Origin of the sequence: Shewanella aestuarii (assembly GCF_014647215.1) — a bacterium.
Taxonomy (GTDB): Bacteria; Pseudomonadota; Gammaproteobacteria; order Enterobacterales; family Shewanellaceae; genus Shewanella; species Shewanella aestuarii.
Genome location: NZ_BMOT01000001.1, coordinates 114,497 through 129,159, shown reverse-complemented (window position 1 = coordinate 129,159; position 14,663 = coordinate 114,497). Strand labels below are relative to the sequence as shown.

At 41.4% G+C, this 14,663-nt stretch carries 11 protein-coding genes; 2 read left to right on the top strand and 9 right to left on the bottom strand.

All coding sequences use genetic code 11. The annotated features are described in order from the left end of the window. Nucleotides 1-13 precede the first annotated feature (13 nt). From IEY03_RS00590 to IEY03_RS00565, 6 genes are all read right to left on the bottom strand, one after another. Nucleotides 14-1,171, bottom strand: coding sequence for an acyl-CoA dehydrogenase family protein (locus IEY03_RS00590; RefSeq protein ID WP_188839403.1), 1,158 nt, complete (start codon nt 1,169-1,171; stop codon nt 14-16). Between the two features lie 106 nt (nt 1,172-1,277). Continuing rightward, nucleotides 1,278-2,771, bottom strand: coding sequence for a CoA-acylating methylmalonate-semialdehyde dehydrogenase (locus tag IEY03_RS00585; RefSeq protein WP_188839402.1), 1,494 nt, complete (start codon nt 2,769-2,771; stop codon nt 1,278-1,280). A gap of 128 nt (nt 2,772-2,899) precedes the next feature. Further along, the gene (locus tag IEY03_RS00580) at nt 2,900-4,084 is read right to left on the bottom strand and encodes a thiolase family protein (protein WP_373290829.1); all 1,185 of its coding nucleotides are present in this window, start codon (nt 4,082-4,084) and stop codon (nt 2,900-2,902) included. Nucleotides 4,085-4,302: 218 nt separating this feature from the next. Beyond that, the gene (locus IEY03_RS00575; protein WP_188839400.1) at nt 4,303-6,165 is read right to left on the bottom strand and encodes a GGDEF domain-containing protein; all 1,863 of its coding nucleotides are present in this window, start codon (nt 6,163-6,165) and stop codon (nt 4,303-4,305) included. 184 nt (nt 6,166-6,349) lie between these two features. Next, a complete protein-coding gene (metA, locus tag IEY03_RS00570; RefSeq protein ID WP_188839399.1) occupies nt 6,350-7,300 on the bottom strand; it encodes a homoserine O-acetyltransferase MetA in 951 nt (316 codons plus the stop codon). Nucleotides 7,301-7,344: 44 nt separating this feature from the next. Beyond that, nucleotides 7,345-7,737 carry a YbaY family lipoprotein gene (locus tag IEY03_RS00565; RefSeq protein ID WP_188839398.1) on the bottom strand — a complete coding sequence of 131 codons (393 nt, stop codon included), beginning with the start codon at nt 7,735-7,737 and terminating at the stop codon, nt 7,345-7,347. 156 nt (nt 7,738-7,893) lie between these two features. Between IEY03_RS00565 and IEY03_RS00560 the strand changes: the two genes are divergently transcribed. Then, on the top strand, nt 7,894-8,640 hold the full coding sequence (locus tag IEY03_RS00560) for an SDR family NAD(P)-dependent oxidoreductase (RefSeq protein ID WP_188839397.1): 747 nt from the start codon (nt 7,894-7,896) through the stop codon (nt 8,638-8,640). 239 nt (nt 8,641-8,879) lie between these two features. On the opposite strand, the gene ompW is transcribed toward IEY03_RS00560, so the two are convergent. Both ompW and IEY03_RS00550 read right to left on the bottom strand, forming a co-directional pair. After that, nucleotides 8,880-9,557, bottom strand: a complete 678-nt coding sequence (gene ompW / locus IEY03_RS00555; protein WP_188839396.1) for an outer membrane protein OmpW — start codon at nt 9,555-9,557, stop codon at nt 8,880-8,882. Between the two features lie 483 nt (nt 9,558-10,040). Next, nucleotides 10,041-11,993, bottom strand: a complete 1,953-nt coding sequence (locus IEY03_RS00550; protein ID WP_188839395.1) for a monovalent cation:proton antiporter family protein — start codon at nt 11,991-11,993, stop codon at nt 10,041-10,043. A gap of 158 nt (nt 11,994-12,151) precedes the next feature. Between IEY03_RS00550 and dgcS the strand changes: the two genes are divergently transcribed. Then, entirely contained in the window at nt 12,152-13,036 is an 885-nt protein-coding gene (gene dgcS, locus IEY03_RS00545) for a diguanylate cyclase DgcS (protein WP_188839394.1), read from the top strand. 119 nt (nt 13,037-13,155) lie between these two features. On the opposite strand, the gene IEY03_RS00540 is transcribed toward dgcS, so the two are convergent. Then, on the bottom strand, nt 13,156-14,607 hold the full coding sequence (locus tag IEY03_RS00540) for a RimK family ATP-grasp domain-containing protein (protein WP_188839393.1): 1,452 nt from the start codon (nt 14,605-14,607) through the stop codon (nt 13,156-13,158). Nucleotides 14,608-14,663 lie beyond the last annotated feature (56 nt).

Here is a 14,663-nt window from a genome sequence, read left to right as displayed (position 1 = left end):
TGAATAGAATGGGCTAACGAATAGGATGGGCGTTTTCATCCAGCAGACGACGGGCAATAATCAAACGCATAATTTCATTGGTACCCTCAAGAATTTGATGCACGCGGACATCACGGAAATGACGCTCAAGTGGGTATTCTCGAATGTAACCATAGCCACCATGAATTTGCAGCGCCGCATCACATACCTGAAAACCAACATCAGTGGCAAAGCGTTTTGCCATCGCACAATATGCACTCGACTCTGGATCTTGGGTATCCAGCTTAAACGCCGCTAAACGCACCATTTGACGAGCAGCAACTAAATCGGTAGCCATATCGGCTAATTTAAATTGTAATGCTTGAAACGCCGCTAACGGCTTACCAAATTGCTTGCGCTCGTTCATGTATTGGGTGGCACGATCTAGTGCAGATTGCGCAGTACCAATTGAGCAAGTGGCAATATTAATCCGCCCGCCATCTAAGCCTTTCATGGCAAAAGTAAAACCTTGGCCTTCTTCGCCTAGCAGATTCGTCACTGGAACGCGCACGTTTTCAAAACTGATTAATCGAGTAGGTTGCGCATTCCAACCCATTTTATCTTCGGCTTTACCATAGGTCACGCCAGCGGCATCAGCAGGAATTGCGATAGCTGAAATCCCTTTAGGCCCAGCTTCACCCGTTCGGCACATCACTACTAATAACTCGGTTTCACCGGCGCCTGAAATAAACATTTTTGAGCCGTTAATGATGTAATCATCACCGTCACGTACGGCTTTAGTTTGTAATGAAGCGGCATCACTGCCAGCTCCTGGCTCAGTTAAACAATAAGAGGCCAATAATTGGCCAGTTGTTAAGCCCTCAGACCATTCACTTCGCAGGGTGTCGGTTCCCCAGGTGGTCACCATCCAAGTGGCCATATTATGAATGGTCAACATGGCTGTGGTCGCGGTACAGCCGTAGGATAATTCTTCAAAAATGATCGAGGCATCTAAACGAGACAAGCCCATGCCGCCTTCTGACTCTGGTGAGTACAATGAGCAAAAACCTAACTCGCCTGCTTTTTGGATAACATCTTTAGGAAAATGATGCTCCTCATCCCATTTAGCGGCAAACGGGGTTAATTCATCGGCGGCAAATTGACGGGCAAGATCGGCAAACTGACGTTGATCTTCATTTAAATTAAAATCCATTGAGGGACTCCTACTTTGTTCTGTCGGATGACTCTTGGGTCATTTATTGGCAGGTGAACACAAGTGTAGCCTGCCATAAGGTCTTGTTTTTCTGTTACTTGAATCACTACTTGAGATTGATACTCATGTTTGGACCACTTACCGCGTCAGTTTCAAACCAACGTGAGGTGATAGTTTTAGTCTCAGTGTAAAAACGCACAGCTTGCTTACCATACGCATGTTGGTCGCCATAGAAACTGCCTTTCCACCCCGTAAATGAGAAGAAAGGTAAAGGCACAGGAATTGGCACGTTAATGCCCACTTGGCCGACTTCAATTTCATGTTGATATTTACGTGCAGCACCGCCAGATGCCGTAAAGATTGAAGTACCGTTGCCGTAAGGGCTGTTATTCACAAGCTCAATGGCATCGTCTAAGTTATCTGCTTCCATACAACACAACACTGGGCCAAAGATTTCTTCTTTATAGATGCTCATGTCTGTGGTGACTTTGGTAAACATGGTTGGGCCTACCCAGTTACCCGACTCATAGCCTGCAACGGTAAAATCGCTACCATCAAGTAAGCATTCGGCGCCTTCTTGCTTACCTTGTTCAATCAGGCTTAACACACGCGCTTTAGCCGCTGGGCTAATAACAGGCCCATAAGCCGCTTCTGGATCATTCCACAAACCAGGACGTACTTTAGCCAGCGCTTCTTTTAACTCAGGGATCCACTCTTTTGCTTTACCCACAAATACCGCTACCGAAATAGCCATACAACGCTGGCCTGCAGCGCCCACAGATGCACCAACTAAGTTATTAATCACTTGTTGTTTACTGGCATCTGGCATGATCACGCAGTGATTTTTTGCACCGGCAAATGCTTGTACGCGTTTAAGATTATCGGTACCCGTTTTGTAAATATATTGACCAACACCGACAGAACCTACAAATGAAATGGCTTTAATTGCTGGATCGCGCAATAAAATATCAACCGCCACTTTATCACCGTGTATCAGCTGTAACACGCCTTTAGGTGCGCCTGCTTCAACAAACAGTTCGACCAGACGTTGCGGGGTCATAGGATCTTGTTCTGATGGCTTTAAAATAAAAGTGTTACCGCAGGCAATGGCAAGGGGGAACATCCATAATGGGATCATCGCAGGGAAGTTAAATGGGGTAATACCTGCACACACACCTAATGGTTGTGTGTAACTGTAAGTATCAATATTACGTGCGACGTTTTCAACGGTTTCGCCCATCATTAATGAGGCAATATTACAAGCATGCTCAGCCACTTCAATACCACGCCACACATCCCCTTTGGCATCCTCGAACGTTTTACCGGTTTCTTGGGCTAAGATAGTCGCGATTTGATCGTGGTTTTCTTTCAACAAATGCTGATAACGCAACATCACTCTTGCACGCTCAGAAACGGGCACTTCTTTCCAAGTTTTAAACGCTTCTTTTGCACTGTGAATGGCTTGTTCAACTTCAGCGGGAGTTGCTGCATTGATTTTAGCAATCACACCATTATTGATAGGGTTAGTGACGTCGATATTGTGGGTACCTTTACCAACAGTGAACTCGCCATCAATATAATGTTTTACTTGTGTGGTCATAATATTTCCCTTTGAACCAGATTAAATCGGGGTAAGCATTAATGGCAATGATGTTGTATTTGTCCCAATCACTATGTGTCGGGTTATGGCTCATTAATGCTCGTCTTGTTGAACGTTATTTTGTCGCTTTATACTTCAATCGCCATAGCAACGGCTTCACCGCCGCCAATACATAATGACGCAACACCACGATGTAATCCGCGGGCTTTTAATGCATGAATGAGTGTCACTAACAAGCGCGCACCTGAACAACCAATAGGATGACCTAATGCACATGCACCGCCATTAACGTTGACTTTATTTGCATCTAATCCAAGTTCAGAAATAGCTAACATGGTGACCATGGCAAAGGCTTCGTTAATTTCAAATAAATCAACATCATCTTTGGTCCAATCCACTTTACCAAGCAATTTGTTCATCGCGCCGACAGGTGCTGTAGTGAACATAGCAGGTTCTTGTGAATGGGTTGAGTGGCCTTTGATAGTGGCTAAAACAGCTAAACCTAAATTGGCAGCATTTTCACGTGTCATCAGCAACAACACTGCGGCACCGTCAGAAATTGAGCTTGAGTTTGCAGCGGTAATAGTACCGTCTTTGGTAAAAGCAGGTCGTAAACTAGGAATTTTTTCAGGACGAGCATTACCCGGTTGCTCATCAGTATCAATCACAATATCGCCACGACGATCACTGACAGTAACAGGGGTGATCTCAGCTTTAAAAGCACCTGAGTTAATCGCATTGTTAGCTTTTTCAAGAGAGCTAAGTGCAAACGCATCCATTTGCTCACGGGTTAAGCCATAATCATCTGCCGTTTTTTGAGCAAATGTGCCCATAGCGCCACCGGTATAAGCATCTTCAAGGCCATCTAAAAACATATGGTCCATTACTTTTCCATGACCCATACGCATACCGCTTCGCGCCTTATCTAAAAGGTATGGCGCCTGGCTCATGCTTTCCATGCCACCCGCAATAACGATATCGCTACTACCGGCTTTAATTAAATCATGGGCTAGCATCACAGTTTTCATTCCTGAGCCACAGACTTTATTGACCGTGGTAGCGCCAACAGAAAGCGGTAAACCTGCGCCTAGTGTTGCTTGGCGAGCTGGCGCCTGACCAAGACCTGCAGGTAATACACAGCCCATCAACACTTCATCGATGCTAGCAGATGCGATGCCACATTCGGCAATCAAGCCTTGAATAGCGGCGGCCGCCAAGGCTGGGGATTTCACTGATGACAATGAACCTTGGAAGCCACCCATAGGGGTACGCTTTGCTGCAACAATGACGATGTCTTGAGCCTGATTGGCCATTCCAGCTTGCTGTGAACTCATAACTACTCCAATAAAAACTAATTATCACAAAAAAACATGATATCACTTTGACGTTTACGCGAACGTAAAGCAAGTAATAATTAGTCTAAGAAGTCGATGAATTTGAGTCTATGTGTCAGTGAAGATTTACACCTAGAAAAAGACGCTTAAAACTGAACAAATCAACTTAGCGTTGACACGCAAAATGACAGGGAAAGCTAAGTGCTTTCAACATAGCACTGTACTTGATTACGGCCTTGGTTTTTTGCCTTGTACATTGCAAGGTCAGCTTTTTTAGCCAGATCACTAAACAATTGCTCACTGAGCTTGTCATCTAGCTCGATATCGGGGTCAGGCTCGTGTACTGCAACACCTAAGCTTATGGTAAAAGCAACGGTAACCCCACCAAATTTAAATGCTTGCTCAGCAACAACTCTTCTTATTCTTTCGGCAATTTGCATTGCGTCTGATTGGCTTGTATTAGGGAAAACACATAAAAACTCTTCACCGCCGACTCGGCCAATAATGTCACTCCGTTTGATATAACTCTGACAACGGCCAACGGCAGCCACAATCGCTTTATCGCCAATATCATGGCCGAATTTATCATTGATGTGTTTAAAATGGTCAATATCAAACAGAATTAAAGTAAATGGTTGTTGATGTTCATGGCAATAAACTAAACGTTTTTTACCTTCAATAAAGGTATGGCGACGATTTGCGATACCGGTTAAAAAGTCGGTTTGTGAACGGCGAATAAATTGTTTTCTCGAGTAAATTAAAAATACCACCACTACGCCTAAACTAATGGCAATGACAATAAAGGTTATCATGGATAATTTGGTGATACTTTGTTTGGCTAATTGGTTTTTTAAATTTAGCTTGTTGATGGCTAATGCTTTTTCAAGTAATTCGTTTTCATAGTTGGCCATTTTAATATTGTGGTTTAGCGAATTCAGCACCACATCATTGGCAACGGTTTGTTCCATATGGATTCTTTCAATATCGATAGCAGTAAATAAATACGTTTGAGCGCTAAAATGGTCGCCTTCAGATGAAGCGTAAACCGCCCTCACCTGTTCAATTAATGATGTTGATTGACTATTCATATTGGCTGAATTTAAAAAGGCTTCAGCCACCTGTCCCGCGGTCACAATATCTTGATGCTGAAACAAACTAAGCGACCAAAATCCAAGGTTTTGAGTCACAAAAAATGTTTCCTCCGTTGTTGCAGAAAGCCCATTTGCAATTTCAAACGCTTGGGTTGCATTGTCAAATTCATGCCGCTCATAATTGTATCGGCCTTGATTAAAATAATAGAAAAACGCAAATTCTTTATATTCTGGGGAGTTAGTTTGTAATGTTTTCATTTGTTCAAGGTACTTGGCTACGCTGTCCCACTCAGCCAAGATAATGGCTTCACCCACTAAGTTACGTAGCATGGTAAACATTTTTTGAATATTATGAGTTTGCTGCCAATGTTCCAATGCTTGTAAAAAGTATGATTGTGCTTGCTTGTGTAAATGATTATCACGGTAAATCGAGGCACTAGCCTCTAAAATTGGCGCTAATATATCCGCACCAAGTTGTTGTGTTTTAGCAATATCTAAGGCTTGCTCAAGGTGCTTCAAGCCAATATCAAAATTGCTGGCTTGATTGAAGCAGTAGGCAGCAAGTGTTAATGCTGATGCTAATAATATTTGTTCAGGCTGTTGACGCGCGAGCTCCAAGGCAGTGAGTCTATCTGGACAATATTTTTTATCATCATTGGTTTGATAATAAACTAACGATGACCTATCCAAGTAACTTTGGATCAACAGGGCCGAATGTTGGGTTTCTGACAGGATGTCGATAATTGTTGAATAGCTTTGGTATGCAGGCTCAAATGCCTTATTGGCTTGTTGAGCTGAAGCTAGGTAGTAAAGTAATTGTGCTTTATCTAGCGCTGACCAGTCGTGGGTATTTGGCAGTACGCGGTTAATGTATTCAACTTTTTGGCTGGGCTCGGTTAGCCGTGCTAATTGTTGTTCAATCAGGGGGAAATTTGCTGGTTGAGCAGCATAGGAAGCTGTCTCACACAATAAGTAAGAAGCTAGGATAAACGCTTTAAAAAAAATACCGATAAAAGTAAAAGTTTTAATAGCAAAATTCCAATTAATAGTGAGTCTACAATAAGCAAAAATAATGTACTTAACTCATTATAAGATAGCGTTAGTTCATACTAATTGGAATTTTATATCAGCAAATATGTTACGTAAGTCTGTATTAGGTATTTTTCTTACTTTCCCAAGGCGTCATCTTACTCATATCCGATAAATCATACGGTGTTAACTGGTACACATAATAATTAAGCCAATTACTTACCAGTAAACTGCCATGACTGTGCCAACGCGCGATTTGATCTTGGCTTGGATCATCATTGCGATAATAATTTATCGGAATATTTGGATTTAAACCCTGTGATAAATCACGTAGATATTCATCATTCAAGGTGCCTTTTTGATATTCAGGATGGCCCATAACGAATAAATTTCGGCTATCACGGCTTAGCACAATATAAGCACCTGCTTCAGGTGATTCGGCTAAAATTTCAACCTCGCTATGGCGTCGAATGTCTTCAATGTTAATTTCAGCAAAACGCGAATGCGGTGCATAAAACTCATCATCAAAACCTCGTAACAAAGGATGAGGTTCACTGGCACGCACATGGTTAAACACACCCGAACGTTTTTGGGCTAATAAACCACGATTAATGCCATACAAATGAAATAAGCCGGCATGGGCTGCCCAGCATAAAAACAACACTGAGGTGACATGCTTCTGCGACCAATCAATAATTTCTTTAATGTGGTCCCAGTAAACAACATCTTCAAAATCAATTTGCCCTAAAGGCGCACCGGTAATAATTAATCCATCATAATTATTATGCCTTACGTCTTCAAAGTCGCGATAAAAGGTATTCATGTGATCAACAGAAGTATGCTTGGACTCTTTATCATGTATACGCAGTAAATCGACACCAACCTGCAGGGGCGTGTTACCTAATAAACGTAATAACTGGGTTTCTGTTTCAATTTTATTGGGCATCAAATTCAAGATAAGTACCCGCATTGGGCGAATATCTTGATTCGCCGCACGCGTTTCTGACATCACAAAGATATTTTCTGACTCTAAAATACCTGCTGCGGGTAAATCATCTGGAATTCGAACCGGCATACTACATCCTTTACCTAATTATTAATCGATAAATACGGCTGAAATTATCGCTTTACCTTATCTACAACCACAGTTAATGGTTGCGGATCGGTAATATTCACGGGATAAGATTGCGTATTAATAAACCACAACTCATCTGCAACAGTGATCCGTGCACTGATGGCATAACGATGACCTGTTTTAAAAGCCTCTGTTGGTACCACAAACTCGAAAGGCGTAATGCCCGTTACCGGACTTAATTCATATTCAGCTAGGACGACTGCTTTAACATCTTGCAGTGACACATCTTGTAACTGGATTTGGATCACAGAATCAGCAGGTAGTGCAATGCGTTGTTTATACAAGACTTCACCCACTATCTGAGTATTTAAAGGCGAGGTTTGGCATCCTGAAAGACCCACAACCATCGCTATGACACACAAAATTTGTTTAATCATGATTCACCTACTTTCATTGAGTGACGTCGCATTATAATACATTAAGACGTCTAGAAGTCTACACTTCCGATATTGAAAAATTTTCGTGCTTGTTATCCGCAAGCGATATTCCTATCATAACCTTTCTATTTCAAATAATGAGTGTCAAACCTCCTCATGACCACTATTGCTACCGCTATGATTATTGGTGCCAGCTCACAGCTGAGTAAAGAACTGGCGCGCCAACTTGCGGCTCAAAACGTAAAATTATTGTTGTTTGTTCAAGATCCAGACACATTAACCGATTTTGCCAATTCGCTCCCCGTTCCAGCAGCCGTTTTCCCGTTGGCGATTTCTGAGCCCAAAAAACTGAACCAGCAAATAAGTCAGGTTTGGCAGAGCGAAAATGGGGCACATTTAGTCATAGTCAATACCGGATTGAATGGTTACGATGCGTCGCTACCATGGCAATTAGAACAAGATATTATTGAAGTGAACGTAAGAGGCTTTGCGGCTATATGCAACTGCGTGTTCAAATTGATGACACAGCAAGGTTATGGCCAATTAGCAGCAATCAACTCAATTGCCGGTCAACGCGGCGGGCCAAGTGTTGCTTATCATGCCTCTAAAGCCTTTGCTGAAAATTATTTTCAAGGCCTGAGTATGCATGCACAGCGTTTAAAGCTGCCTATTACCATTAGTGATATTCAATTGGGTTTACTCGATAAAGCCGCAATACAGCAAAATCGTTTTTTACTGCCGCCTTTGGAGAAAGTCGCCAAACAGATATTAGCAGCGTTGAAGTATGGAAAACGGCGGGTTTATGTTACAAAGCGCTGGCGCATTGTGGCCTGGTTAAATCGATTGTTACCTGAATATATTTATAATACTCGCCACTGGAAAACCAAGAAAAAAACGGAGTAGCAATCTGATAATCGGTCGTTGAATTGCCATTTAATCCACAAACTGGTTATTCGATGCTTGTGTTAATAAATCTCATAAATAACCAGATTAACAAGCCTGTTTCATCTTCAGACTGATAACCAGATATCGATATTACCTGCTATTCATTACAAAAGGTCTTAATACTCAATAGCATACAAGTTGAAAACAAAAATAGGAGCCATAGGCTCCTATTTTTTATCGCATTTGCTTACGAGTAATTAGAACTTGTAACCAACACTGACCATGTAAACCCATGGGTTGATATCAGTTTCGATTGTTACGGGTACTGATACAGCTCCACCATCTGGTGCATAATTAAAACTTGCATCGGTAGATATGTCTGCGTACCAAACAGAAGCATTTACTAACCAATTATTATTAACTTGGTAATCTAAACCAACTTGAGCAGCAATGCCCCAAGAATTAGTTAAGCTCAAATCAGATAATCGACCACCGGCATCATTGGTAATTTCATTGTCAAAAAAGTTAGTAAAGTTAACACCAACACCAACATATGGACGAAGTTTAGACTGTGCATCACCAAAATAGTATTGAGCAACTAATGTAGGTGGTAAATGTTTTGTATCTGCAACTTTACCAACACCAGCGATAGAGATATCGTGAGAAAAAGGTGTTGCAGCTAATAGTTCAACCGCCCAATTGTCAGTCAACATGTAGCCAAAGTTTAAACCTAACTGAGTATTTTCACTAACTGAAAACTGTCCAAGGTCACCTAAGTCTGGGGTGATGATATTTTGACTTGATTCGTCAGGCGCAACCATAACCGCACCCGCTCTAAAAATGATATCGCCAGCTTGGTGAGCTACAGCAACTGAAGAAACACCAGCAGATAATACACCTGCAGCAACTAAAGCTAGGGTTAATTTTTTATTCATTTTCATACTCCATGAGGGTAACAACTGGATGCTTTTCTGTTACATCCTTAACAATTGACGCCACTCTGCCTGAAAATTTAATTAACAACATTGATCTAGATCAAGCGAACTAACTACATATTTAGAGGTACTTAGTTAGTCTGCTTTTCCTTGATTCAGATCACGTATTTCTTGGTCTAAAAATCAAAAACACACCTATGTTGCGTATTGAATAATCTAATAAATTGATAACCTTAGCAGAACAAAAATGAAAGCCGACAATCTATTTAATCGAAGGTATTAACCACAAGATACCGATCAAATTCACCAATACCCGCTATTGAAGAAGATGAAGATGAAGATGAAGATGAAGATGCAGATGCTGCTATAGTCTAAAAAATTCTAAAGGAACTAAAAAAGCCCAATAGCTATCGCCGAAACAAAATACCCCCTAAATAAAATATATTTAGGGGGTATAAATTAGATGACGAATAACCGCGAAAGTTAGCCTTGTAATAAATAGTCTTCAGCTTTTTCAATACTGCGTGGTTTGCCTACTAACATCAGAATATCATTGCGGCGCAACACCCAATCATCTGGTGCGGGTTCGATTTCAGCGCCTTTTCTGCGTACAGCACGCAACTCGACATCTAATTGCGACCATGGAATATCTGCCACCTTTTTACCTACACTGCTAGCGCTAGTACTTAACGAAACCGCATGCAGCAAATCTAAGGTAAAATCGGTTTCAGTGCCGGAGAAAAATCCATGCAGATATTGGTAATGATTGCGACGTTCTGATTCAAGTCGTTTAATAATACGAGGTAATGGTACGCCGCACTTATACAGCACTTGCGACACCAACATCAAACTGCCTTCAAGTGACTCAGGGATCACCTGGGTTGCCCCTGCCTCTTTTAATTCTGTTAAGTTTGAGTCATCCCGAGTACGGACTAAAATTTTTGCATCTGGCGCTAGCTTTCTACTTAGCGCTAATGCTTCTTCGGTTTGACGCTCTTCAGCAAATGTCACCACCACCATGCTTGCTTGACGAATACCCACACGTTTTAAAATCCCCATTTTACAAGCATCACCAAAGTAGACTGGCTCACCTGCTGCACGGGATTCTGTCACTCGTGTGGGATCTAAATCTAAAACAATATAACTAATGGCTTCGGTTTTTAAAAAACGGGCAATCGTTTGCCCTACCCGTCCGTAACCCAGTATTACCACAAAATCATCATCTTCACTTGCGGGTAATATAACGGTTTGCTCGACCATTGCCTTGGAAGGTTTACCCCCTTTTAATTTTTTCGCAATATCCACACTATGGCGTATTAACCAAGGAGAACACGACATTGAAATAACGGCCACTGCAACCAGTATCGTACTGATTTCATTGTCTAATAATTGATAATTAACCGCTAATGCTAAAAGAACAAAACTGAACTCGCCAACCTGACCTAAACTGATTGCTGTGCTTAACGCCACTTTGGCATGCTCACCCGCCAGTTTGAGTAGACCATACACAATCACAATTTTGAGTACGACCACAGAAATTAAGGTGACTAATATTTGCCACCAATACTGCAGGACTAAATTAAAATCGAGCAACATACCAATAGAGATAAAGAATAATCCCATCAGTAGGTCTCTAAATGGTCGAATATCCGCTTCTAACTGACGTCGATACTGACTTTCACCTAATAACATACCAGCAATAAATGCACCTAATGCCATTGATAATCCAAGCCATTGAGTAAACGCACCAGTGACTAAAGCCACAACTAAGGTAGAAAGTACGAAAAGTTCATTGGAACGAGAACGAGCAACCTCATCAAAAATCCGTGGCAAGACCCACTTACCAAATGACATTAAGCCTATAAATGCCAATATCCCCGTGAGTAGGCCATAAAGAATGCCGTTTAAACTCATTGGGGTGCCATCACTCGCTAGCAAGGGTAATAAAATAAGCATGGGTACTACGGCGAGATCTTGAAACAACAACACACTGATAGACAACTCGCCATGACGGCGTCTTAACCAGCCTTGCTCATTCATGAGTTTGAGCACTATCGCTGTTGATGACAATGCAATAGCAGATCCTATTACCACCGCAGCGACAAGATTTTGACCTAAAAGATATGCAATTCCACCAGCGATAAAGGTCGTCACAATCACTTGCGCACTGCCTAAACCAAATACTGTTCGACGCATTGACCATAACCGCGGCACAGAAAACTCTAACCCTAAGGTAAACATCAATAATACAACGCCAAGTTCTGCCACAAAATGAACTTGTTGCTGTGTAAACCAATGTAAACCACTAGGGCCACTGATCACGCCTGTAAGCAAGTAAGCCAAAATAGCCGGTAATCCCAAACGTCCTAGCACCGCTATCGAAACGATGGCAATGACCAACATAAACAAAATATGAATAAACATATTGTGTTCCATAGGCAAAAACTCCTTGTCAAAAATACGTCGAGATACCACTACATCTTATTATCAAAATGATACAAAAGTAACAAACACCTAAAAAATATGAGAAAAAAAATCTAGGCACGCTCCTTGCTTAACATATGTATCTCGCTGTAACGTTTTGGAGTAACCCTATGGACTTTGCTATTGCAACCGAACTTTTTCCCGAAGATTATTGGTATCGTTCTAATGCTCATCTGCATATGGAGCCAGAACTTGATCTTGTCCAAGTGATCCAACAGCTGCACGCAAGTTTAGATCCTAGGACAGTATTTGCCTGTTATGGCAAAGTCGTCGGTCAACATTTGCCGATCAAGGCATTACAGCTATTTGTTGGTGAGCATAAGTTTAGCTGGGGACGTCATCACGGTATTGAGCTTATACGCAGCATTAAATCTGAATCAGATACAATACGCTTGCACTACTACATCGCAGTGCCGCTTAGCCCGATTCAAATGAAACAGCTTAACCATATTGAAGCGTTAGTGTTACAACCGTTTCAGAATGCAATGAAATATCAGCAAATGTCTAATCAAGCTATGTTTGATGCGTTAACCGGTTTAGGCAATCGCTATTATTTTCGTAAAGTGATCCATAAAAGCATTGCTAGGGCTGAACGTCGACAAGGCCATGTGTCATTGATTGTTATTGATTTAGATAAATTTAAACAATTAAATGACCAGTTTGGACATACCGTTGGCGATAATGTGCTCACCAGTTTTGCCTCATTAATTAATGAATCCATTCGTGACACAGACCAAGCATTTAGAATTGGTGGTGATGAATTTGTCATTATCACTGAAGGTAACACTGATGCGGCAAGTATTGTTTGTCAGCGCATCATCGAAAGCTTGCCATTACACTCACATCTTAACGATTACGGGGTTAAGTGTAGCTTAGGTATTGCACAATCGCGTAAAACTGACTCGCTCTCCACCTTGTATGAACGTGCAGATAAGGCTATGTATCAAGCTAAAGCCGCTGGCAGAAACTGTTTCAAAGTGTGTGAAGATAAATAACTTCAGTTAGAATTATATTAAAAAATGGCCACTGCATCATATTTGCTGTGGCCATTTAATTTTTAACCTCAACTCGAATTAGCAATAAAAAGCGATTTATTATTTCGAGATAAGATCACTTACAAACCTCTTAACTGAATACGTCTTAAAAATTCAGTCATTATCCTGTCATAAACCAAATCACCTAAAAATAAATCTTCAACACCGTGATCAATACTGGGGTTATCATTGACTTCAATCACGTAAGCTTTGCCTTCTATCTCTTTAAGGTCTACGCCATATAATCCCGCACCAATTAAATTAGCGGCCTTGGTGGCGGCATCTAGCACTTGTTGCGGCACCATTTTTAAATCCATACAATCAAAATCGCCACTACTGACACGGCCGCTTTGGTGGTGCTGATAAATTTGCCAATGGCCACGACTCATAAAATAACGGCAAGCGTAAATAGGTTGACGGTTTAACATGCCAATCCGCCAATCATAATCCGTTGGCATAAACGCTTGGGCTAAAATTAACGCGCTGTGTTCAAAAATTTTATTTGCTTGTTCAATTAAGGTTTGCCGATCTTTTACTTTTAATACCCCAAGCGAGAATGCGCCATCCGGGACTTTGAGTACCGCGGGTAACCCTATGGTATTAATGACATTGTCGACCCAGTTTTCATCAGACTTTTTAAAAATTAAACTTTTAGGCACTGGCACTTTATGGCGATTCAATAACTCGGTTAAAAACACTTTATTGGTACATTTCATGATCGATTCAGGATCATCCATTACCACTAAACCTAACTGTTCAGCGGCTTTTGCAAATCGATAGGTAAAGTTACTAATGTTGGTGGTTGAACGGATAAATAAACCGTCAAATTCACTTAAGCGCGCTAAATCGTGCGAACCAATTTGAACCAGGTCCATACCGATACGATTGGCCGATTTGGTAAACAATTTTAATGCGGCTTTATCTGAGGGCGGCATTTTTTCATGTTCATCCACTAGCATGGCGATTTCATAGCGATATCGCTTGGTCGCTTTAGGCAGCTTCCACACTTTTTGCGAAAATACTTCTAAGTATTTGGCGAATAGGTCTTGTTCAGGTTCAGTTAAATCCTGAAACGCTGAAGGTTCAATCGCATCAACCTGCCATTTACCCACTTGTTTTGATAAGCGAACCGTTAATACTGGAACGGTAAATCGTTCAAAAATCTTTCGAGCAATTTTTTCTAATGGCGGATGAGCACAATAGCCAAAATAGATTTTCATTGCGATGTCGCTAACACTATCAGGTAATTTATCTAAGCCGGATTGAGGTAAACTGAAAAATCGATCCTGCGATAGATCATTAATCGTCATCACTCGAGGTATCACCCTGTGCCCTCTTGCTTCGGCCATTAACGAGCAATAATAACCTGTACTTAAATAATCATAGCTACGGCACAAGTTGATGACCTGCATCGCACTTTTATCGGCATAGGCTCCCATGTCTAAGTAGTCATGGACTGTGACCATATTGTCACTTGGAAGGTAAGGACGCCAATCACTTGCGTCGTCGGTAACAATTAAAAACTGAGCCATAAAATTTCTGTTGCCTCTTTAAGAGCTTTACGCGTAAATTAACCATCCAGTTTGTC

What these genes read in the sequence shown, in the direction of transcription:
- IEY03_RS00540 (WP_188839393.1), bottom strand. Translation starts at nt 14,607, where the DNA reads ATGGCTCAGTTTTTAATTGTTACCGACGACGCAAGTGATTGGCGTCCT.
- IEY03_RS00580 (WP_373290829.1), bottom strand. Translation starts at nt 4,084, where the DNA reads ATGGCCAATCAGGCTCAAGACATCGTCATTGTTGCAGCAAAGCGTACC.
- IEY03_RS00590 (WP_188839403.1), bottom strand. Translation starts at nt 1,171, where the DNA reads ATGGATTTTAATTTAAATGAAGATCAACGTCAGTTTGCCGATCTTGCC.
- IEY03_RS00560 (WP_188839397.1), top strand. Translation starts at nt 7,894, where the DNA reads ATGACCACTATTGCTACCGCTATGATTATTGGTGCCAGCTCACAGCTG.
- dgcS (WP_188839394.1), top strand. Translation starts at nt 12,152, where the DNA reads ATGGACTTTGCTATTGCAACCGAACTTTTTCCCGAAGATTATTGGTAT.
- IEY03_RS00550 (WP_188839395.1), bottom strand. Translation starts at nt 11,993, where the DNA reads ATGGAACACAATATGTTTATTCATATTTTGTTTATGTTGGTCATTGCC.
- ompW (WP_188839396.1), bottom strand. Translation starts at nt 9,557, where the DNA reads ATGAATAAAAAATTAACCCTAGCTTTAGTTGCTGCAGGTGTATTATCT.
- metA (WP_188839399.1), bottom strand. Translation starts at nt 7,300, where the DNA reads ATGCCGGTTCGAATTCCAGATGATTTACCCGCAGCAGGTATTTTAGAG.
- IEY03_RS00585 (WP_188839402.1), bottom strand. Translation starts at nt 2,771, where the DNA reads ATGACCACACAAGTAAAACATTATATTGATGGCGAGTTCACTGTTGGT.
- IEY03_RS00565 (WP_188839398.1), bottom strand. Translation starts at nt 7,737, where the DNA reads ATGATTAAACAAATTTTGTGTGTCATAGCGATGGTTGTGGGTCTTTCA.